Origin of the sequence: Gordonia sp. NPDC127522 (genome assembly GCF_042672305.1) — a bacterium.
In the GTDB taxonomy this organism is placed as follows: Bacteria; Actinomycetota; Actinomycetes; order Mycobacteriales; family Mycobacteriaceae; genus Gordonia; species Gordonia hongkongensis.
The window spans coordinates 143,453-164,414 of the sequence record NZ_JBHXVK010000001.1; the positions used below are offsets into that span (position 1 = coordinate 143,453).

19 protein-coding genes are annotated in these 20,962 nt (G+C 68.1%); 8 read left to right on the plus strand and 11 right to left on the minus strand.

All coding sequences use genetic code 11. The annotated features are described in order from the left end of the window. Positions 1-193: 193 nt before the first annotated feature. Complete coding sequence (locus tag ACFVHY_RS00710) at positions 194-481, minus strand: SelT/SelW/SelH family protein (RefSeq protein ID WP_065629099.1); 288 nt, start codon at positions 479-481, stop codon at positions 194-196. A gap of 89 nt (positions 482-570) precedes the next feature. On the opposite strand from ACFVHY_RS00710, the gene ACFVHY_RS00715 reads away from it, so the two are divergent. Beyond that, a complete protein-coding gene (locus ACFVHY_RS00715) occupies positions 571-1,467 on the plus strand; it encodes a phosphoribosylaminoimidazolesuccinocarboxamide synthase (RefSeq protein ID WP_390267056.1) in 897 nt (298 codons plus the stop codon). Beyond that, on the plus strand, positions 1,467-3,635 hold the full coding sequence (locus ACFVHY_RS00720; protein ID WP_390267059.1) for a S9 family peptidase: 2,169 nt from the start codon (positions 1,467-1,469) through the stop codon (positions 3,633-3,635). The genes ACFVHY_RS00715 and ACFVHY_RS00720 overlap by 1 nt, the downstream gene beginning before the upstream one ends. A gap of 172 nt (positions 3,636-3,807) precedes the next feature. Here the strand turns inward: ACFVHY_RS00720 and ACFVHY_RS00725 are convergent, their stop codons facing one another. Beyond that, on the minus strand, positions 3,808-5,355 hold the full coding sequence (locus tag ACFVHY_RS00725) for a DHA2 family efflux MFS transporter permease subunit (RefSeq protein ID WP_374613332.1): 1,548 nt from the start codon (positions 5,353-5,355) through the stop codon (positions 3,808-3,810). A 127-nt stretch (positions 5,356-5,482) separates the two neighbouring features. Further along, the gene (locus tag ACFVHY_RS00730) at positions 5,483-5,989 is read right to left on the minus strand and encodes a MarR family winged helix-turn-helix transcriptional regulator (RefSeq protein ID WP_058251222.1); all 507 of its coding nucleotides are present in this window, start codon (positions 5,987-5,989) and stop codon (positions 5,483-5,485) included. Positions 5,990-6,115: 126 nt separating this feature from the next. Here ACFVHY_RS00730 and ACFVHY_RS00735 point away from each other — a divergent pair, with 126 nt between their 5' ends. The 4 genes from ACFVHY_RS00735 to ACFVHY_RS00750 all read left to right on the plus strand — a co-directional run bounded on the left by ACFVHY_RS00735 (position 6,116) and on the right by ACFVHY_RS00750 (position 8,931). Beyond that, positions 6,116-6,598: a glutathione peroxidase gene (locus ACFVHY_RS00735; protein WP_137810230.1), complete on the plus strand. Its 483-nt coding sequence runs from the start codon at positions 6,116-6,118 to the stop codon at positions 6,596-6,598. A 95-nt stretch (positions 6,599-6,693) separates the two neighbouring features. Next, positions 6,694-6,933, plus strand: a complete 240-nt coding sequence (gene purS, locus ACFVHY_RS00740; RefSeq protein ID WP_010844201.1) for a phosphoribosylformylglycinamidine synthase subunit PurS — start codon at positions 6,694-6,696, stop codon at positions 6,931-6,933. A 10-nt stretch (positions 6,934-6,943) separates the two neighbouring features. Then, positions 6,944-7,624: a phosphoribosylformylglycinamidine synthase subunit PurQ gene (purQ, locus tag ACFVHY_RS00745; RefSeq protein WP_058251220.1), complete on the plus strand. Its 681-nt coding sequence runs from the start codon at positions 6,944-6,946 to the stop codon at positions 7,622-7,624. Positions 7,625-7,638: 14 nt separating this feature from the next. Next, positions 7,639-8,931, plus strand: a complete 1,293-nt coding sequence (locus ACFVHY_RS00750; protein WP_247451305.1) for a M18 family aminopeptidase — start codon at positions 7,639-7,641, stop codon at positions 8,929-8,931. 361 nt (positions 8,932-9,292) lie between these two features. Here ACFVHY_RS00750 and ACFVHY_RS00755 read toward each other — a convergent pair whose 3' ends face one another. Both ACFVHY_RS00755 and ACFVHY_RS00760 read right to left on the minus strand, forming a co-directional pair. Further along, positions 9,293-10,057, minus strand: a complete 765-nt coding sequence (locus tag ACFVHY_RS00755) for a lytic transglycosylase domain-containing protein (RefSeq protein WP_065629105.1) — start codon at positions 10,055-10,057, stop codon at positions 9,293-9,295. A 218-nt stretch (positions 10,058-10,275) separates the two neighbouring features. Further along, positions 10,276-11,586: a hypothetical protein gene (locus ACFVHY_RS00760; protein WP_390267066.1), complete on the minus strand. Its 1,311-nt coding sequence runs from the start codon at positions 11,584-11,586 to the stop codon at positions 10,276-10,278. A 117-nt stretch (positions 11,587-11,703) separates the two neighbouring features. On the opposite strand from ACFVHY_RS00760, the gene ACFVHY_RS00765 reads away from it, so the two are divergent. Next, positions 11,704-12,177: a DUF1772 domain-containing protein gene (locus tag ACFVHY_RS00765; protein ID WP_390267069.1), complete on the plus strand. Its 474-nt coding sequence runs from the start codon at positions 11,704-11,706 to the stop codon at positions 12,175-12,177. A gap of 1 nt (position 12,178) precedes the next feature. On the opposite strand, the gene ACFVHY_RS00770 is transcribed toward ACFVHY_RS00765, so the two are convergent. The 3 genes from ACFVHY_RS00770 to ACFVHY_RS00780 all read right to left on the minus strand — a co-directional run bounded on the left by ACFVHY_RS00770 (position 12,179) and on the right by ACFVHY_RS00780 (position 14,989). Then, positions 12,179-13,510, minus strand: coding sequence for a VOC family protein (locus ACFVHY_RS00770; RefSeq protein WP_390267072.1), 1,332 nt, complete (start codon positions 13,508-13,510; stop codon positions 12,179-12,181). Continuing rightward, positions 13,507-14,001, minus strand: coding sequence for an RNA polymerase sigma factor (locus ACFVHY_RS00775; protein WP_390268756.1), 495 nt, complete (start codon positions 13,999-14,001; stop codon positions 13,507-13,509). The genes ACFVHY_RS00770 and ACFVHY_RS00775 overlap by 4 nt, the downstream gene beginning before the upstream one ends. 118 nt (positions 14,002-14,119) lie before the next feature. Further along, complete coding sequence (locus ACFVHY_RS00780) at positions 14,120-14,989, minus strand: alpha/beta fold hydrolase (protein WP_390267075.1); 870 nt, start codon at positions 14,987-14,989, stop codon at positions 14,120-14,122. Between the two features lie 68 nt (positions 14,990-15,057). Here ACFVHY_RS00780 and ACFVHY_RS00785 point away from each other — a divergent pair, with 68 nt between their 5' ends. Further along, positions 15,058-15,660, plus strand: coding sequence for a TetR/AcrR family transcriptional regulator (locus tag ACFVHY_RS00785; RefSeq protein WP_288816270.1), 603 nt, complete (start codon positions 15,058-15,060; stop codon positions 15,658-15,660). A 13-nt stretch (positions 15,661-15,673) separates the two neighbouring features. On the opposite strand, the gene ACFVHY_RS00790 is transcribed toward ACFVHY_RS00785, so the two are convergent. Genes ACFVHY_RS00790 through betT form a run of 3 tightly spaced genes read right to left on the minus strand, consistent with a single transcriptional unit; the run spans position 15,674 to position 20,903 of the window. Then, positions 15,674-17,242 (minus strand): GMC family oxidoreductase, encoded by a 1,569-nt coding sequence (locus tag ACFVHY_RS00790; RefSeq protein ID WP_390267078.1) that lies wholly within the window; start codon positions 17,240-17,242, stop codon positions 15,674-15,676. Continuing rightward, positions 17,239-18,765 (minus strand): aldehyde dehydrogenase family protein, encoded by a 1,527-nt coding sequence (locus tag ACFVHY_RS00795; RefSeq protein WP_390267081.1) that lies wholly within the window; start codon positions 18,763-18,765, stop codon positions 17,239-17,241. Before ACFVHY_RS00795 ends, ACFVHY_RS00790 begins: the two co-directional genes overlap by 4 nt. Then, a complete protein-coding gene (gene betT, locus ACFVHY_RS00800) occupies positions 18,762-20,903 on the minus strand; it encodes a choline BCCT transporter BetT (RefSeq protein ID WP_390267084.1) in 2,142 nt (713 codons plus the stop codon). The genes ACFVHY_RS00795 and betT overlap by 4 nt, the downstream gene beginning before the upstream one ends. Positions 20,904-20,962: the final 59 nt, after the last annotated feature.

A 20,962-nucleotide genomic window follows, 5' to 3' on the forward strand; every position in this document is an offset into this window, starting at 1 on the left:
CCCTGCGAGAACCACAAGACCGCTGGTCGTCAGGCCCTGCTCCCTGAGGAGCGAGCTTGCGAGCGTCACGAAGGGTCTTGGTGAGTCGGGTTGCGAAGACCTTTCGTGACGCGCCCTCCGCAAGCTCCGGGCGCTCCTCAGGGAGCAGAGGGCAGGTCGTTCGTTCGGATCAGGGAGCAGAGGGTCGGCACTGTCACTCGGGGGTCGAGACGTCGGAGTGCCCGAGGTTCCAGTCCGGGAGCGCGGTGTCGCGCACGCGGCGCTTGAGTTCGGGAGCACCGGGGAAACCGCCGTCCCGCTTGCGTTCCCAGATCTGGGTGCCGTCGACGTCGATGGCGAACACCCCGCCGGTGCCGGGGACGAGGGTCACCGAGCCGATCTCGGTGCCGAAGGTGTTCAACAGTTCCGAGGCCATCCAGGACGCCCGCAGCAGCCAGTTGCACTGCGTGCAGTAGGTGATGGTGATGTGCGGCTCGCTCATCGGTCCAGGATCGCAGACCCCGGGGCTCACGGCCGGACGGGTGGTCCCTGCCGCCCCGCAGGGTCACCTCACCCTCTAGGGTCGAGTCCATGCGTCCTGAACTGCAGTCCTACCGTCATCTGGCGTCGGGGAAGGTCCGCGAGATCTACGAGATCGACGCCGACACCCTGCTGCTGGTGGCGTCCGACCGGATCTCGGCCTACGACCACATCCTCAGTCCCGCGATCCCCGACAAGGGACGCATCCTGACCGCGATGAGCTTCTACTGGTTCGACGAGCTCGGCGTGCCCAACCATTTGGCCGGCGGCCCCACCGACGAACGGATCCCGGCGCATGTGGTGGGCCGGTCGATGGTGGTCCGTCGACTGCCGATGGTGCAGGTCGAATGCGTCGCCCGCGGCTACCTGACCGGGTCGGGCCTGCTCGACTACCAGGCGACCGGGTCGGTGTGCGGTGTCGAACTGCCGGCGGGACTGGCGGAGGCGAGCAAGCTCCCCGAACCGATCTTCACGCCGGCCACCAAGGCCGAGCAGGGTGAGCACGACGAGAACATCAGTTTCGAGCGGGTCGTCGAGCAGGAGGGGGAGGAGTTGGCGCAAGCGCTACGGTCGGCCACCCTCGACATCTACGCGCGCGGCGCCGCGGTCGCCGCCGAGCGCGGAATCATCCTCGCCGACACCAAATTCGAGTTCGGCCGCGGGGCCGACGGTGAACTCGTCCTGGCCGACGAGGTGCTCACCCCCGACTCGTCGCGGTACTGGGAGGCCGCCACCTACGAGGCCGGCAAGGTGCAGCCGAGCTTCGACAAGCAGATCGTCCGGAACTGGCTCACCGGTGCCGAATCCGGGTGGGACCGAGCGTCCGATGAAGCGCCGCCGCCGTTGCCCGACGACGTCGTCGACCGCACGAGGCAGCGCTATATCGATGCCTACGAATGGATCTCGCGAAAGTCCTTCGCGGACTGGCCCGATGCAGAGGTGATCTGATGACCGACGAGAAGACCATCATGAACGCCGCGCCGGTCACCGCGCCGGTGGCCAAGAAGGTGCCCACCGAACGCACCCACCACGGTGACACCTTCGTCGACGACTACGAATGGTTGCGCGACAAGCACGATCCGGAGGTCATCGCCTACCTGGAGGCGCAGAACGCCTTCACCGAATCGCACACCGCGCAGCTGGCGGACCTGCGCACGCAGATCTTCGGTGAGATCAAGAGCCGCACCAAGGAAACGGACATGTCGGTGCCCAACCGGCGCGGGCGGTACTGGTACTACGGGCGAACCCATGAGGGCAAGCAGTACTCGACGTCGTGCCGGTGCCCGATTCGGTCCGAGGACGACTGGACCCCGCCGGAGGTGGGCGACGACCCGCTACCCGGCGAGGAGATCCTGCTCGACGCCAACGTCGAGGCGGAGGGTCACGATTTCTTCAGTCTCGGGGCGCTGACCGTCAGCGACGACGGCAACTGGCTCGCCTACAGCATCGACATCGTCGGGGACGAGCGATACACCCTGCGCGTCAAGGACCTTCGCACCGGGGAACTCCTCCCCGACGAGGTTCGCGACACCTCGGGGGGTGCGGTGTGGTCGGCGGACGCCCGGCACGTCTTCTACTCGACGGTCGACGCCGCCTGGCGCCCGGACACGGTGTGGCGACACGACATCGGTGCCGGGACGGCCGACGTCAAGGTCTTCCACGAGCCCGACGAGCGGTTCTGGGTCGGGATGGGCACCACCCGGAGCGACAAGTACCTCGTCATCGGCGTCGGGTCCAAGATCACCTCGGAGAGCTACCTGCTCGCCGCCGACGACCCGACGGGTGAATTCCGCAGCGTCGCACCGCGGGTCGACGGGGTCGAGTACAGCGTCGAGCACGCCGTCATCGGCGGCGAGGACTATCTGGTCATCGTGCACAACGACGTCCGCGACGGGCAGAAGGCGGAGAACTTCGCCATCGACCTCGCGCCGGTCGCCGACCCGTCGGACCGTCGCCCGCTGATCGCGCACGACCCCCAGCGCCGGATCGAGGACCTGGACGCCTTCGCCGACTACCTGGTGCTGTCCTACCGCCGAGATGCGTTGCCGCGTCTCGCCATCGCCGATCTGCGGCAGATCGACGGCGTCCCGGTCGAATCGGATTTCCGCGAGGTGACCTTCGACCAGGAGCTCAGCTCCGCGGGCCTCGGCGCCAACCCGGAATGGAGTGCCCCGAGGCTCCGGATCGGATACGGCAGTTTCATCGAACCGGCGGAACTGTTCGAGCTCGACGTCGCCTCCGGCGAGCGGACCCTGCTTAAGCGTCAGCCCGTGCTCGGCGGTTACGATCCGGCCGACTACGTGCAGTCGCGGGAGTGGGCCGTCGCCGAGGACGGCACCCGTATCCCGCTGTCGGTGGTGCGGCGCAAGGAAACCGACGCCGCCAAGCCGGCGCCCCTGCTCCTCTACGGCTACGGCTCCTACGAGGCGAGTATCGACCCGTACTTCTCGGTGGCGCGACTCTCGATGCTCGATCGCGGCATGGTGTTCGTCCTGGCCCACATCCGCGGCGGTGGGGAGATGGGGCGCTACTGGTACGAGAACGGCAAGGAACTCAGCAAGCGGAACACCTTCACCGACTTCGTCGCCGCAGGACGGTATCTCGTCGACACCGGGTGGACGACACCGCAGCAGATGGTCGCCGAGGGCGGGTCCGCGGGCGGATTGCTGATGGGTGCGGTCGCGAACCTCGCGCCCGAGTTGTTCAACGGGATTCTCGCGTCGGTGCCGTTCGTCGACGCGCTGAACTCGATCCTCGATCCGTCGTTGCCTCTCACGGTGATCGAGTGGGACGAGTGGGGTGACCCGCTGCACGACCAGAAGGTCTACGAGTACATGAAGACCTACACGCCGTACGAGAACGTGGACGCGAAGCCGTATCCGCCGATCCTCGCCCTGACCTCGCTCAACGACACCCGGGTGCTGTTCACCGAGGCGGCGAAATGGGTTGCGAGACTGCAGGAGAAGACCACCTCGGACAATCCGGTACTGCTCAAGACCGAGATGTCCGCCGGCCACGGTGGCGTCAGCGGACGCTACAAGCAGTGGGAAGAGGTCGCCTTCGAGATCGCGTGGATCCTGCAGCAGTCGGGCGCGCTCGATACCCCCGCTGGTTGAGCTCACCTTCCGCTGGTCGAGGTCACCTTCCGCTGGTCGAGGTCACCTTCCGCTGGTCGAGGTCACCTTCCGCTGGTTGAGCTCACCTTCCGCTGGTTGAGCTTGTCGAATCCACAAAGCCCCACCGACCCGGAAATCGGTGGGGCTTTGGTTTGCGATCAGCAGGAGATGATCAGTGCATCATGATCGGACCGCGGTCCATGTCCTCTTCGGTGAGGGGCGACGCGATCTTCTTGCGGGGCAGGAAGAACGCGGGGATCAGGGTGAGGACGATCAGGACCACCGAGATGGTGAACGTACTCGAGAACACGTCCGCGGCCGTCTCGAAGAACGACTCCGGCAACGGGTTCGGCACGCCCGGCGGCAGCGGATCGTCGGAGGTGTTCGCCATGATCGCCAGTCCCGCCTCGGGCCGGCTCGCCAGGCTGCTGGCCAGGATCACCGAGATGACGGCCGTACCGATCGACGTGGCCGACTGCTGGATCACGTTCAGCAGCGTCGAACCGTCCGGGACCTGCGGGTTGCTGAGGGTCGCGAGAGCCGCGGACATGATCGGCATCATCGTCATGCCCATGCCGAGACCCTGCACGAACAGCGAACCGCAGATCAGCCAGTACGAGGTTTCGGCGCCGAGGAACATGAACGTACTCAGGCCCAGCACGATCAGGACGATGCCGCCGAGCACGAACTTGCCCGGACCCATCTTGTCGGTGAGACGGCCGGCGATCGGCATGGTGAGCATGGCGCCGATGCCCTGCGGGGCCAGCAGCAGACCGGCGGTCAACGTGGACTCGCCGCGCACGCCGATGAAGTACTGCGGGAACAGCAGCGCCGCACCGAAGAACGCGACCATGAACAGCACCATCGTGATGACGGAGATGCTCAGTGTGCGGTTCGCGAAGAGCCGCAGGTCGAGCAGCGGGTTCTTCTTGCGCAGGGCGTGCACGATGAAAGCGACGATCAGGATGGCACCGATGATGGTCGGCACCAGAACCGATGCGGTGACGAACGTGCGGTGCTCGGCGCTCGAGGAGATACCGAACAGGAACAACGCGAGACCCGGCGACAGGAGCAACAGACCGACGACGTCGATCGAGGGGCGGCTGGTCTCCGCGTCATCGCGCAGGACGATCCATGAGTAGACCAGGGCGATGATGCCGATCGGGACGTTGATGAGGAAGATCCAGTGCCAGCTCAGCTGCTCGATGAGGACGCCGCCGAGGATCGGGCCCGAGATCGGACCCAGAAGCATCGGGATACCGAGAACGGCCATGACCGAACCGACCCGCTCGGGACCGGCCGCCTTGGTCAGCATCATCATGCCGATCGGCATCAGCATGCCGCCGCCGAGTCCCTGGATGACGCGGAAGGCCACGAGCATGCCGATGTTCGGCGCCAGCGCGCACATCACCGAACCCACCGTGAACAGGACCAGCGAGACGAGGTAGACGCGCTTGGTGCCGAAACGCGAAGCCGCCCAACTCGACAACGGGATCACCGCCGCCAGCGCCAGGGTGTAACCGGTCGCGGTCCAGGCGGCGCCCGCGGCGTCGGTGCCGAACTCCTGCTGGAAGGTGTTCTGGGCGACGGCCACCACGGTGACGTCGAGGATCGACATGATCGCGCCGAGCACGACCACGCCGGCGACCAGCAGGACGTGACGGTCCAGCTTGGTGTCGGGTGGGCCGTCGTGCAGATGGCCACCTGTGGATGAGGTCATTCGCGTGTTCCTATCGGTCGGGCGAGAAATGAGCGTGCCGCGGCCATCCGCGGCAGAGAAGTCTGTGGGCCCGACCCCGTGAGGGTCGGTGGTCAGAGATCAGGGAGCGACGAGCTAGGAGAGGGAGTCACGAGGCCTGCCGTCCGTCGGTGGGCAGACAGAAATGGTCGACGCCGTCGTCGACGATGGGACGCAGTGCCGCGCAGAGGTTGTCGCGCATGTCTGCGGGCAGGTTGGCGACGAAGTGCCGGATGGTCCCGCGCTTCACGGCCAGATGGGTCTCGAGGTAGCGCCGGCCCGCGTCGGTGAGGGAGATGCGCTTGACCCGACGGTCGGACGGGTCCTCTCGACGGTCGACGAGACCTCCGGTCACCAGCTTGTCCACCGTCCGGCCGGCGGCCGCGAGGGACAGCTGAACGTGATCGGCGATCGCGTTGACCGGCATCGGCCCGGGTTGACATGCAAGCGTGGAGAGGATCCGGAGCTGCGAGAACGTGACCTCGCTTGCCGCCAGACTCTCCAGTGCCTCGGGCCGGCTCAGATCGATGAGCCGCTCGAGGAAGGCGTTGAGCGCCGACGACGCAGCGTTCACCGACTCGTCGGCGCCGCTGTTCGACCTGCATTCTCCGGACACCGAAAGATGCTAACCCGAATGCAACTATTGCCGAAACGCAATTAACGGTGACCTTGCGCATACCGTGGCGGCACCTGTGACCCGGGTCTCCCGAAGGCGGCGCGGGCGCCGTCTAATCTGGCAGCCATGGCCAACATCAAGGACATCCCCGTTACCGCTCTGGACGGCTCCGACGTCTCGCTGAAGGACTTCGGCGGACCGCTGCTCGTGGTGAACGTCGCCAGCAAGTGCGGCCTCACGCCGCAGTACGCCGGCCTGGAGGAACTCGCCAAGACGTACGGAGACAAGGGACTCACCGTCGTCGGAGTGCCCTGCAACCAGTTCATGGGGCAGGAGCCGGGTACCGCCGAGGAGATCGCGACCTTCTGCTCGGCGACCTACGGGGTGACCTTCCCGCTGCTGGAGAAGACCGACGTCAACGGCGAGGCGCGTCACCCGCTCTACGCCGAACTCACCCAGCACGCCGACGCCGACGGGGAGGCCGGCGACATCCAGTGGAACTTCGAGAAGTTCCTCGTCAACGCCGACGGTGAGGTGGTCAACCGCTTCCGTCCGCGCACCGAGCCGACCGATCCGACGGTCGTCGCCGCCATCGAATCCGTGCTCTGAGCCGATTTGGTGCACCCGGTAAGCTGACCGGCGTGAACTGATCGGGAGAACACCGGTCAGGCGACAACCGACCAGCAGACATTGAGGAGCGGTCCATGGCGCGAGTGGTGGTCGACGTGATGCCCAAAGCCGAGATTCTCGACCCGCAGGGGCAGGCCATCGTCGGCGCCCTGGGCCGGCTCGGGTTCAGCGGGATCGGCGACGTCCGTCAGGGCAAGCGCTTCGAGCTCGAGGTCGACGACACGGTCGACGACACGACGCTGGAGCGCATCGCCGAGGAATTGCTGACCAACACCGTCATCGAGAACTTCAACGTCTCGCGCGTCGCGGAGTAGAGAGCAGCACATGACAGCACGCATCGGGGTCATCACCTTCCCCGGCACCCTCGACGACGTCGACGCCGCCCGCGCGGTCCGGCTGGCCGGCGCCGAGCCGGTCGCGCTGTGGCACGGCGACGCCGACCTGAAGGGCGTCGACGCGATCATCGTCCCCGGCGGATTCTCCTACGGCGATTACCTGCGCGCGGGGGCCATCGCCCGCTTCGCTCCGGTGATGGGATCCGTCGTCGAGGCAGCCGGCAAGGGGATGCCGATCCTGGGTATCTGCAACGGTTTCCAGGTGCTCTGTGAGGCCGGGCTGCTGCCGGGCGCGCTGACCCGCAACGAGGGCCTGCACTTCATCTGCCGCGACGAGTGGCTGCGCGTCGAGTCGAACACCACGGCCTGGACGACCCGCTTCGAGCAGGGTGCGGAGATCCTCATCCCGCTCAAGTCCGGCGAAGGACGTTACGTGGCCTCGCAGCGCAAGCTCGAGGAGCTGGAGGGTGAGGGGCTCGTCGTGTTCCGGTTCCCCGAGCGGAACCCGAACGGCTCGTCCCTCGACATCGCCGGTATCTCGAGTCCGAACGGGCGGATCGTCGGCCTGATGCCGCATCCCGAGCACGCCACGGAGCCGCTCACCGGTCCCAGCGACGACGGCCTCGGACTGTTCTACTCGGCGATCGACTCGGTCCTCGCCTCGGCGTGAATGCGCGTTCGTCGATGAGTGCGTCCGCCAGGATTCCGACCAGCGCGACCGCACGCGGCCTCGGCGAGTTCGTCGACGCCTCGCCGTCGCCGTTCCACGTCTGCGCGACGGTGGCCCGCGAACTCGAAAGTGCCGGGTACACAAGGCTGTTCGAGGATCAGCCGTGGGCGGACGCCGGCCTCGACGCCCCGTCGGCGCGGCACTACGTCATCCGTGGCGGCTCGATCATCGCCTGGGAGACCGGGCAGACCGGCGCCTTCCGCATCGTCGGCGGACACACCGACAGCCCGAACCTGCGGCTCAAGCAGCATCCCGACCGCTCGTCGGCCGGGGTCGCGATGGTCGCGCTCGAACCCTACGGCGGCGCCTGGCTCAATTCCTGGCTCGACCGCGATCTCGGCCTCTCCGGCCGCCTCGCGTACCGATCGGGGAACTCGGTGGCGCACACGCTGGTTCATGTGACCGAACCGGTGGTGCGGGTACCCCAACTCGCCATCCACCTGTCCGAGGACCGGAAGGGCGTGACGCTCGATCCGCAGCGGCATGTCAACGCGGTGTGGGGGATCGGCGACGACGTCCCCGACGTCCTCGGCTGGGTGTCGGAGTACGCGGGCATCGACCCGGACGCGCTCCTCGGCTGGGAACTCATGACCCACGACGTCGCGCCGTCGGCGATCATCGGCGCCGACGGAAACCTGCTCAGCGCACCGCGATTGGACAACCAGGGCACCTGCTACACGGGTCTGCGCGCGCTGCTCGACGCCGGCTCGTCGGCGCACACGAAGATGCTGGTGCTGTTCGACCACGAGGAAGTCGGCAGCGGTTCCGAGCGTGGTGCCGCCTCGGACTTCCTGGGGTCGATCTGCGAACGAATCGTGCTCGCGCGCGGCGGATCACGCGCGGACTTCCTCCAGACGATGGCCGCGAGCATCTGCCTGTCCGGCGACATGGCCCACGCGACCCACCCGAACTATCCCGAGCGGCACGAACCCGGTCACCGCATCTCGATCGGCGGCGGACCGGTGCTGAAGGTGAACCAGAACCTGCGCTATGCGTCGGATGCGGTGGGAGAGGCCGTCTTCGCGCTCGCATGCGACGCCGCGGGCGTCCCCATGCAGCGATATGTCCATCGCGCGGATCTGCCGTGCGGGTCGACGATCGGGCCGATCACTGCATCGCGCACGGGTCTCACCACGATCGACGTCGGTGCGCCTCAGCTAGCGATGCACTCCGCGCGTGAGCTCATGGGTGCCGACGACGTTCCTATGTATTCGGCTGCGCTGCAAGCGTTTCTGACGCAGGGCTAGGAACGACGCGCGAGTCGACGAGCGCCCCTGAGGAGCGAGCTTGCGAGCGCCTCACCTCGCTCCCTGAGGAGCGAGCTTGCGAGCGTCACGAAGGGTCTCGCAAGCCCAGTCGCCGGACCCTTCGTGGCTCGTCGCTTGCGCTCCTCGCACCTCAGGGAGCGGTGGTGGGCGTTCCTCGACTTCAGGGAGCGGTGGTGGGCGCTCCTCGACTTGAGGGAGCGGTGGTGGGTGCTCCCCGACTTCAAACCGGTGGTGGGCGCTCCCTGCATTTGTAGGTGGCGCGAGGTCGCCTACCGCTCCCTGAGGAGCGCCCGGAGCTTGCGGAGGGCGCGTCACGAAGGGTCCTGGTGAGGCAGCGGGATCAGTATTCGCGGGCGAAACCGAGGACCTTGTTCACGTACTCCATCGAGTTGTTGTACCGCAGGACGGCGGTCACCAACGAAGACGAGTCGCGCAGGTCGAGGTTGTCGTCGCACAGGTAGTTCGCGGTGGTCAGCGCGGCGTCGAAGATGTTCTGCGGGTCGGACTTGCCGTCACCGTTGCCGTCGGCGGCGTACATCTTCCACGTCGACGGCAGGAACTGCATCGGGCCGACCGCGCGGTCGTAGACCGGGTCGCCGTCGAGTTCGCCGCCGTCGGTGTCACCGATGACCTGGTTGCCGGCGAGGGAGCCGTCGAGGCGCGGACCGAAGATCGCGCTGCGCAGCACGCCGTCGGGGTTCACGTTGCCCTGGTCGGCGTGGTGGGACTCGACCCGGCCGATCCCGGCGATGACCTTCCAGTCGATGCCGCAGCGCGGGTGGGTGCTCGTGACGGACTTCGCTGCCGCCTCATACGCGTCGTAGTTGGTCACCGGGACCGCACCGGTGGTGACGCTGGCCGGCCGAACCGGCGGCGGCGGGGGAGTGGGTGCCAGCGGGTGGGCCTTCACAGCCGGCGTCACGGACGGTGGCGTGGTCGGGGCCTCGGACGTCACCTGCGGCGCGGACACCGGCGTGGGGGCCAGCGTGTTGCCGGAGAGTTCGGCCCCGGCGGTCGCCGCGCCGGCCAGAACGCCCACCGGCAGCAGGGCGGTGGCCCACAACGGTGTGCGTGACTTCTTCCGTGGCTTGGAGTGCTTACCCAAAACTGATCGACCTCGCGTGTACATCTCGTGGTTCGTGCTTGCGGAACCGAGCCGACCGTACACGCGGCCGTGAGCAAAGCGTTACCTTGTCGTGATCAATTCAGGTCTGGACACCGCCACCGATTCGTGTCTGTGCAGGTGAGGCCGGAAGCTCGGCCCGGCATGTGAAACGGCCCACAAGAGGGATTGAGACCCTCGGGTTCAGGGGAACGGCGAGGTCAATTCGGGCGGAGCATCGACAGGGTGCTGCCCTCGCTGACGACGATGTATCCGTCGACGACCCGCACGAGTCCGGGGGAGGACAGGCCGCGCTCCCAGGCCGCGGTGTTCGCCGGGGTGAGCCCGGTCAGCACGCCCTGGTTGACGACGACCATGGTGGTGCCGCTGGACCCGACGCACCGCGGGTTGGCGAGGATCGGCTGCTGCGGTCCCGGCGGCGGTCCGCTGCCGATGTGCGTGCCGTCGGCGAGCGCGTAGGTCGTCCGCGAACCGTCCAGGCGACCGAAGTTCACGAGGGACCCGCACGCGATGGCATTCGCCTTGGACAGTTCACCGTCGCGGATCTGCCACAGCGCCCCCGGACGTGCCGGGTCGCGGACCTCGTACTGCCCCTCGGCGGCGAAGACCAGGTTCGCCGCGTTCAGGACCGGGAGGGTCGACGGCCCGGGCAGCACGCTCAGACCGTCGGCCTCGGCGACCGGATCGGCGTCCACCCGGCCGTTGACGGTGGCGTAGGTGACCACCTTCTCCTCGCCGTGCGTCTGGTGGTCGACGGTCACCCCGGTCGGGTAGAGCTTGATGCTGCACTGATCGCAACCGATGCGGTCCTCACCGGTGGCGGGGTTGACCAGGTGCTCGCTCGCGTCGGCGGTCCTGATGACCACGGTGTCGCCGGTGACCTCGATACCGACGACCGGCGCCGCGAAGGTCCGAGCCCAGATGCCGTTGCCGGCCGGCGTGTTCAGGGTGACCTGGTGCCCGACCCGGTTGACGCGCAGGAAGTTGTTGCCGAGGCCCTCCACCGATTTGGTGTCCAGGTATTCGGCGGTGCGGGTAGGGATGCCGCCGTCGTCGACGAGGTAGAAGCCGTCCTCGAGTGGGGTGCCGAGCTGTACCGCGCAACCGACCTGGCCGGCTTCGTTGACCGCGCAGTCGCCCTGCCCCGCGTTGATGGGGCTGTCCCACAGCAGGTTTCCCGATCGCCGGTCCACCATCATGAACGAGCGCCCCAGCCCGGAGGGGTAGGTGATGAGCCATCCCTCGTCGGAGGTGTCGGCGATCTCGATGGTGACCTCGCCGGAGTGGTCCGGTAGATCCTCCTGCCCGACGATCGTCCAGGCGGTCCCCGGTTCGCGTTCGTAGCCGCGCAGCTCGCCGTAGGCGTAGTCGCCGTCGTCGGTCTGGGCGGTGCCGCTCGCCAGCACCACGCCGCCGGTCACGACCAGTGCGGCGCACAGAGCGAAGACGACGGTCCCGATGCCGAAGGGCAGACGCGCGGACAGGGCCCGGACGCGGGAGCGAGAGGACATGGGTAAGAGTCAACCATGACGGTGGTGGCCGCTCCGGAGCCGGGAGCCGGACGGCGGAGCAGGAAATTCGCCGGTCCGGTCATGGTTTTCGCGCCCGCAGGGCACTGGACTGTTCCCATGGACCTGTTGCGTGATGTGTTGGTGACCCTGACGGTCGTGACCACCGGCCTCAGTGCCGGCGTACTGGCGGGGTTCGGCTATGCCGTGATCCCCGGCCTGACCCGGGCCGGCGCCGACGTCGCGGTCGCGGCGATGCAGCGGATGAACAGCGCCATCCTCAACCCGCTCTTCGCGGTGATCTTCGGCGGCGGCGTGGTGTTCGGCGCGCTGACCGTCTGGGCCTCGTGGGGTTCCGGGCTCCGATGGTGGGTCCTGACCGCGACGGTCCTGACCGCGCTCGGTGTCGTCATCACGATGGTCGTCAACGTCCCGGCCAATGACCGCCTCGACGCCGCGGGTGTTGTCCGCGGCGACGAGGCGGTGCGGGTCTGGACGCGGTTCACCGCCGTCTGGGGGCCGTGGAACATCGTGCGGTCCGTGCTGACCACCGCCGCGGTGGCGGTGCTCGTCGTCGGGTTGACCGTGGGGTGACTCAGAACAACTGACCGAGGTAGAACTGAGCGCCCTGGTCGTCGGTGCACCGCGCCGAGATGCCGTAAGGGGCCGCGTTCGGTTCCTCGAGCACCGTGCCGCCCGCGGCCCGGACACGTTCGACCGTGGCCACGACGTCGTCGGTCGTCCACATCGGCACCGCCACCGAGCTCTCGGCGCCGCCCGCGAGCCCGACCTGCGGTCGCGAGTCGTCGACCTCCCAGCCGTCGTCGATGCGTCCGCCGTGGAACGTCCAGCCGAGGACCGATCCGTAGAACGCGCGGAAGCGTCCGCTGTCGGGCGTCAACACCGTCAGGTAGGTCATGGCCCCGGGATCGCGCGGGTGTGCCTGCGGCCGTTCGTCGGCGGGGTTCGCGGCGTAGACCGCGAACCGGACGCCCTGATCGTCGACGGCGTCGACCAGGCGATGACCGTCGGGACTCGAACCGAACTCGCCCCGCCCGCCCGCTGCGACGATGCGCTCATGTGCGGCCTCGAGATCGTCGACGGCGTACGCGCAGAAGATCGTCGGTGCGCCGTCGGTCTCGAAGATGCCGAGGCGATGGCCGACGTTGGTGACGCGTCGGCCCTCGGCGTCGAACTCCCAGCCCAGGACGTCGGCGTAGAAGCGTCGGGCGCGGGCGGCGTCGGGCGTGTTCAGGGACATGTAACCGATGTCGCCCTGATGGACCATCTCGGTACCCACGGTCTTCGACGGTCCACTCAGCATCCAGCGGTGGCCGAACGGGTCGACGATCACCGCGGTGCGGGTGCCGTGGGCTTCGTACGGCTCTCGGGTCACCGCGGCTCCCGCGCGGGCGGCCGACGCGACCGCGTCGTCGGTGTCGTCGACGGCGACCATCAGGCTGACCGAGACCTGTCCGGGTGCGGGCGCCCGGAGTCCGAGGTCCGGGAACTCGGCGGCGAGATAAACGGCGCCGCCGCCCAGTTCGAGTTCGGCGTGACCGATCACGCCGTCGGACATCACGATCGGCTCGCCGCGCAGCCGGGCGCCGAGCGTGTCGACGTACCAGTCGATCGCGGCCTGCGGTTCGGCGACGACGAGATACGGGAGGGCGCCGGGGCGTTCGACCGTCGGTTCCGGTCGGGCGGGCGCCTCGGTCCGGACGGTCTCGGTTGCGTCGAGTTGTGTTGCGGTGGCCATGACGACTCCTTCGGGTAGGGTCGCCCCGCGCTCGAGGCGGTCCCGCAGCGCGGCGGCGAAATCCAGGTCGGGACGGACCGGATCGTCGAAGCCCGGCGTGCGCGCTGCGTTCAGGACGTGCAGCGGATCTCGTGCTGCGTCGAAGCGCGAGCTGTTCCGGGTGCTCATGCGTGACCTCCTCTCCCGCTGGGCTGGGGTTGTGTTTCGGGGTACGCGGCGCGAAACGCCCGCTTGGCCCTGGTGAGTAGCGCCTCGGTCGCGCCGACCGTGCGGCCCAGGATCTCCGCGCACTCGCCGACGGGGAGGTCGTCGACGTAGCGCAGCGTCAGCACCGAACGGTGCACCGGCGACAACTGGCCGAGGGTGTGATGGGCGACCATCCGGTCGAGTTCGGTGTCCCACGGGTCGTCCCCCTGGTCGGGCAGGTCGTCGACCGGTTCCGGCGTGCGCTGTGCACGTCGCCAGTGGTCGGCGAGCTTGTGCCGGGCGATCCCGATGAGCCACGGAGTGGTCGGTTCGGTGTCGCGGCGTCGTCGGACGGAGTCCATGGCGGCCAGGAAGGTCTCCGAGGTGACGTCCTCGGCGGTACGACGATCCGTGCAGCGCCGCACGACGAAGCCGTACACCTCCGGCAGTGCCTGGTCGTAGACCGCCAGCAATCCCTCTGGTCCCCGGGCCGAAGAAACCGGTTGGTCGCTGCTCACACCTCTATCGTCGCGGCCGGACCCGATGATCCGACGCCCGTGGCGAAAAAAACTTGCGCCGTTCTCCGGGTGGTCACGGAGCGGTGCGTTCTCCGACGGTGAGCTCGATGATCTCGTCGGCCAGAATCTGTGGCTGGTCGAGTGAGACGAAGGTCCGGGCGTCGGGAACCTCGACGAACGGCGCCCCGCCCGGGAAGGCGGCGGCCAGGCGGCGTCCGTGGGCCGGGGTGAAACACCGGTCGTCGCGACCCCACACCATTCGAACCGGGAGGTCGACGCGCGACATCCGCGGGGTGATCTGCGCCAGTTCGGCGGGGCGGATGCCGCGGAGGAACGCGATGAAGTCGTTGCGGATGCGTACGTCGCGCTGCAGCGGTTCGAAGACCGAGCCGGTGAGGTCGGGATCGGGATCGTTCAACAGCAGACCGACGCCCAGCGCGGAATGGCGCAGTGCACGCAGGCGCATCGCCTCGGCCAGCGGTTTCAGCAGAAGTCGGTGCTTCATCAGCGCGAAGTGCAACCGGAACGGCTGCGGCGGAAAGAGATCGAAGGCGTCGCAGTTGGTGAACACCAGCCGGCTGACGAACGCAGGATCGTCGTCGAGGGCGAATTGGGTGATGGCGCCACCGGAGTCGTTGGCCACGAGGGTCGCGTCCGACAGGTCGAACCGGTCGACGAACTCACGTAGGAGCGTGCTCATCCCGCGCGGCGAGCGGTCGGCTCCGGGGCCGAGCGGGATGCGGTGCGAGCCCAGCGGCATGAGGGGCACATGGCACCGGAATCCGCGCTCGGCGAGCAACCGTGCCGTCGGTTCCCACAGCCGGTGGTCGACGACGGCGCCGTGGACGAAGACGACCGGCGGATGCGCCGAGTCGTCCGGACCGTAGGTCGCGTACTCGACGACGCCGGACGGAAGTTCGACGGTCGGCAATGCAGTCGTCATGGCGAGACCCGCTTCTCGTAGACTCGGTAACTTACGAACACTCAGTACGAAAGTTACGTGCAACCTGTATGAAAGTCAACCGTCGTACCCAGGCCGAGCGGACCGCGGCGACCCGCGCGTCGTTGATCGGCGCCGGCCGGAAGCTGTTCGGCGAACGCGGCTTCGCCGACGTCGGCACCCAGGAGATCGTCGCCGAGGCCGGCGTGACGCGCGGTGCGCTCTACCACCAGTTCGACGACAAGAAAGGGCTGTTCGTCGCCGTCTACGACGACGTGGAACAGTCGATCGTCGCGCAGATCGCGGCGGCCGTGGGGGAGCGCGCCGGCGAGGACCCGCTCGCCGCGCTGAAGACGGGTATGCGTCTGTTCCTGCGGCTGTGCACCGAGCCGGAGGTGCATCGGATCACGCTCGTCGAGGCGCCGTCGGTGCTCGGATGGAGTGAATGGCGTGCTCGCGGAGAAGAATTCGGGTTCGCACTCGTCGAAGGCCTGATCGCGGCCGCGATCGCCACGGGCCAGGCGGTCGAGCAGCCCACGCGCCCGCTGGCCCACGTCGCGATCGGCGCGCTCGACGAGGCGGCGCTCTACGTCGCCGCCGCCGACGATCGCGAGGCCGCCACCGAACAGGTCGCCGCCGTCCTGGAACGGATCGTCGACTCCTTCGCGACCTAGTCGCTCCTGGCGGTCAGTTGCCGCCGGCGCGCACCAGCTCGGCGCAGCGTTCGCCGACGAGCATCACGGTGAGGTTGGGGTTCACCGTCGTGTGTTCGGGGAACACCGATGCGTCGGCCACCCGAAGTCCTGCAACACCTTTCACGCGGAGTTCGGGATCGAGGGGTGACAGCTCGTCGTCGGGCGCACCCATCCGCACGGTGCCGACCGGGTGGTAGACGGTGTTGTGGGTGCGGGTGATGTAGTCGGCCAGTTCGGCATCGCTCGTGGCGGCGGGGCCCGGATAGAGTTCGCGCGCAACCCACGTCGCCAGCGGCTCCGCGGCGGCGATCTCCCGCGCCTTGCGCAGGCCCGCGATCATGATCCGCATGTCGTAGCCCTCGAGGTCGGTGAAGTACCGCGGGTCCACGCGGGGCTTGTCGCGGAAGTCACGGGAGCGCAACCGCACCGTGCCCCGTGACCGCGCGTGCGTCACGTTCGGTGTCAGGCAGAAGGTGTTGTCACTGGTCGGATAGCCCTGACGAAGGGTGTGCATGTCGAACGGCACGCTGCCGTAGTGCATCATCAGGTCCGGCCGGGTCAGACCCCCATCGACGGTGGTGAAGATGCCCGCCTCCCACCACTGGGTCGACTCGCGGACCATCGGCTTCGCGGTCTCGAACCCGATCACCCCTTCGGGGTGGTCCTGCAGGTGTTCACCGACCCCCGGCGCGTCGACGAGGGCCTCGATCTCGTGCTCGCGCAGATCGTCGGCCGGCCCGATTCCCGAGAGCATCAGCAACTTCGGGGAGTCGATCGCCCCCGCCGACACTATCACCTCGCCCCGGGCCTCGATCCGTGTCGTGCGACCGAACGCGTTGTCGGTGATGTCGACGCCCACGGCGCGTAGCTCGCCGTCGACCCGCTCGATCACCACCCGTTTTGCCCACGACCCGGTGCGGATGGTGAGGTTCGGCCGGTCGAGGTGCGGGTGCAGATAACTGACCGACGACGAGGCGCGCACACCGTCGGGTCGTCGGTTGATCTGGAAGAAGTTGGCCCCGTTGACAACCGTGCTGCCGCTGTTGAACTCGACGCGGGGGACGCCGACCGACTCGCAGGCCTCGAGCAGGGCGACCCCGCACGGGTCGTTCGGCGGCACCGTCATGACGTGGACGGGCCCGCTGCGACCGTGGTGCGCGCCCGGCGCGTCGTTGGTCTCGATCTGCGGGTAGAGGCGGTACAACTCCGCCGAACCCCATCCCGCGCACCCGAAGTCGCGTTCCCAGGAGTCGAGGTCCTCGCGCGGCGCCCAGAAGGCGATGCAGCTGTTGTGCGAACTGCAGCCGCCGAGGACCTTCGCCCGGGCGTGGCGCATGAAGTCGTTGCCGTTCTCCTGCGGTTCGATGGGATAGTCCCAGTCGTAACCGGATTCGAGGAGTTCCATCCACCGGTCGAGCCGCAGGATCGCGTCGTCGCCGACATCGGACGGACCCGCCTCCAGCAGGCACACCGAGACCGAGGGGTCCTCGGACAGCCGCGACGCCACCACGGCACCCCCGGAGCCGCCGCCGACGACCACGTAGTCGTAGGTCTCGCTCATCGTCGCTCCTCGCCGTCTCCGGACCGGTCCGCGAACCAGCCGGTCACGCCCGGTCGGAGATTCTCGTAGACATGTTTGGCTTCGCGGTACTCCGCCAGACCGGACGGTCCGAGCTCCCGCCCGAAGCCCGACTGGCCGTAACCGCCCCACTCGGCTTCCGGCAGGTACGGCCCGAAGTCGTTGACCCACACCGTTCCGGCCCGGATTCGTCCGGCGATGCGGCGGGCGCGTGCCGCGTCGGCCGACCAGACGGCCCCCGCGAGACCGTAGACGGTGTCGTTGGCCAGGGTCACGGCCTCGTCCTCGGTGGCAAAGGTCTCCACGGTGACGGTCGGTCCGAACGCCTCGTCGTGCACGCAGGCCATCGAACGGTCGGCGCGATCGATCACGGTGGGCAGATAGAACCATCCGTCGTCCAGGCGCCCCGAACCCGCATCGCCCGTGGCGAACGCGCCACCGGTGCGGATGATCGCGCCATCCGCACGAGCCTGTTCGACGTAGGCGTGCACCTTGTCTCGGTGTGCCGCCGAGATGAGCGGTCCGGTCTCGGTGCCCTCGGAGTAGGGCAGGCCCAGCCGGATCTGCTCCGCGCGGCGGACCAGCTCATCGACGAAGCGATCGTGTGCGGACTCCTCGATGATGAGCCGCGCTCCGGCCGAACAGACCTGCCCCGAATGCAGGAACGCCGCGTTGAGTGCGTTGTCGACCGCTGCCGCGAGGAGTTCGTCGGTGGCGCAGGCGTCGGCGAAGACCACGTTCGGGTTCTTGCCCCCGAGTTCGAGCGCGACCTTCTTCACCGTCGCCGCCGCCTCGCGGGCGATGACCCGGCCGGTCACGAGCCCACCGGTGAACGAGACCAGGTCGACGTCAGGATGAGACGACAGCGGAGCGCCGGCCTCGGCGCCCGCGCCCAGGACGAGGTTGCCCACGCCTGCCGGGAGACCGACCTGCTCGAGGACCTGCATGAGCAGGATCGACGTGTGCGGGGTGAGTTCGGCGGGCTTGAGCACGAAGGTGTTGCCCGCCGCCAGTGCCGGCGCGACCTTCCACGCCGCCTGCAACAGCGGGTAGTTCCACGGTGTGATCAATCCGCAGACGCCGACCGGTTCGTACACGATGCGCGAATCGGCGTCGGGTGACCCGGTGTCGACCACACGCCCGGCGTCGGCCGCCGCGAGCTTGCCGAAGTACCGGAAGCAGTTCGCGATGTCGGTCATGTCGATGTCCGACTCGTAGGGCCGCTTGCCGGTGTCGAGGGTCTCGGCGCGGACGAACTCGTCTCGGCGCTCGTCGATCTGGGCGGCGACGCGGAGAAGGAGGTCCCCACGGTCGGCGGCGGGTGTGGCGCTCCACTCGCCGGCGTCGAACGCCCGGCGGGCCGCCGCGATGGCCTGCTCGGTGTCGGCCGCACCGCCCTCGGCCACCACACCGACGAGCGAGTTGTCTGCGGGACAACGGATCTCACGGGTCTCGCCGGAGGCGGCGGGCCGCCAGCGGCCGCCGATGTAGAGGGTCTCGCTCATCGAGCCGGTGCTCCTTCGGAACTGCTGTCGGGGATGTCCGTGTCGCTGTCGGGCACGGTACCGTCGCCGCCGGCCGGATCGGGTCCGGGGTCGTGGTGATCACCGGCCGCATCTCGCAGGTGCAGATAACCGAGATGGCGTTCGTACTGGTCGAGGATGTCGCCGATGATCTGGTCGCGGGTGTATCCGGTGAGTGAGTAGCCCTGGGACCCCTCGGTGAGATACACCTCGCACCGGAAGTAGCGATCGTCGGACCGCTGGGTCCGGACCGCGTACGTCGGGGTCGGCGCCGAGACCGGCCACACGCAGTACTCGAACCGGGGGACCTCGGCGAGTTCGACGACCAGGCGCGGCGACGGCAGCCCTTCGTTCTCGGCCGACTCGTCCACCGTCGCGGTGATCCCCTCGCGACCGAATTGTTCGGCGACCTCGGTCATCGCCGGAACGACGTTGGCCCCGATGAATTTTCGGGTGGCGACCGGGCCGGGGAAGCGGAGGGTCCCGATGAGTCGTTGCCGCCAGCTGCCGTGTTCGGTGGGACCGCGACCGACGGCGATCACCTTCGGCAGGGTCGTCCGGAAACTGTCGAGTTTGACCGACTCGTTGCGGACGGCGCGCAGCAGGGAGATACCGATCAGCCCGAGGACGAAGGAGAACGGCAGTCCCATGATCACCGTGGCGGCCTGCAGGGTCAGGATCGAGCCGTCGCCGCCGCCGGCGAACAGCATGGAGAGCGTCAGCAGCCCGATGGCCACCGACCAGAAGACGCGCAGCGAACGGGCGCAGTCGGCCATCGGGTCGCCGAGCCGACTGGTGAAGTTGCCCATCACGAGCGACCCGGAGTCGGCGCTGGTCACGTAGAAGAGCAGGCCGGTGATCGTGGCGATCCCGATGAGCAGCGTCGAGCCGGGGTATTGCTCGAGCAGCGAGTAGAACCCGGCCTCGGGTGTGGACGCGGTCGTCTCGGCGAAGTCCGCATCGCCGCGGGCGACCTGCAGGGCGCTGTTCCCGAAGATCGAGATCCACACCAGGATGAAGCTGAACGGGACCACCAGGACGCCGAAGATGAATTGTCGCAACGTGCGTCCGCGCGAGATGCGGGCGAGGAAGAGTCCCACGAACGGCGCCCAGGCCACCCACCAGGCCCAGAAGAACAGGGTCCAGCCGTCGACGAAGGCGCGGGCGTCGTTGCCGGGCGGTGGGTTCACCTGGTCCCATGCGAAGGTGTCGAGCGTCCGGTCGGCGAAGGTGGAGACGTAGTCGCCCGCATTCTGGACGAGGCCGTTGAGGAGGAAGTCCGCATCCTTGGCGACTGTGATGTAGACGAGCATGCAGATCGCAAGGATCACGTTGATCTCGGAGAGGCGTCGAATGCCTTTGTCCACGCCCGACGTCGCGGACGCGGTCGCGATCACCACCGCCAGGACGATGAGACCGATCTGGGCCGCCTTGCCCTGTTCGATCCCGAAGATCTCGTTCAGCCCGAAGTTGAGCTGGACGACCCCGATCCCCAGCGACGTGGCGATGCCGAAGATGGTGCCGAGGACGGCCGCGACGTCGATCGCGTCGCCCCACCGGCCTTCGACGCGCTTGCCGAAGATCGGGTACAGCGCCGCCCGGATCGTCAGCGGAAGATTGTGCCGGAAGGCGAAGTACGCAAGCGCGCCACCCATGAGCGCGTACATCGCCCATCCGGTCACGCCGTAGTGGAAGACCGTCCAGGTGACCGCCTCACGTGCCGCTTCGTTGGTCTCCCCGGCCCCGGTCGGCGGGTTGAGGAAGTGGGTTACGGGTTCGGCGACGGAGAAGAACATCAGATCGATGCCGATGCCCGCGGCGAACAGCATCGACGTCCAGGTGAAGAGGCTGTACTCCGGACGCGACTCCTCCGGCCCGAGCCGGTAACGCCCGTACTTGCTGAGGCCCAAGAACACCACGAGGCCGACGATGGCGGTCGCGAGGATGAAGTACCACCAGCCGAACCATCGGGTGATGAAGTCGCGTACGTCGTTGATCGTCGACTCGGCCGTCGCCGGGGCCGCCAGCGCCCAGGCGGCGAAGGCGACCACGATGACGGCCGAGGCGAGGAAGACCGTCAGGTTGACCCGGTGCGACCGGGGCCGGGCGTCGCTGCTCATGGGCTACGACGCTAGTCCGATCACGCGTGGAACGGGCGGTTTGGGCGAATCAACGGATG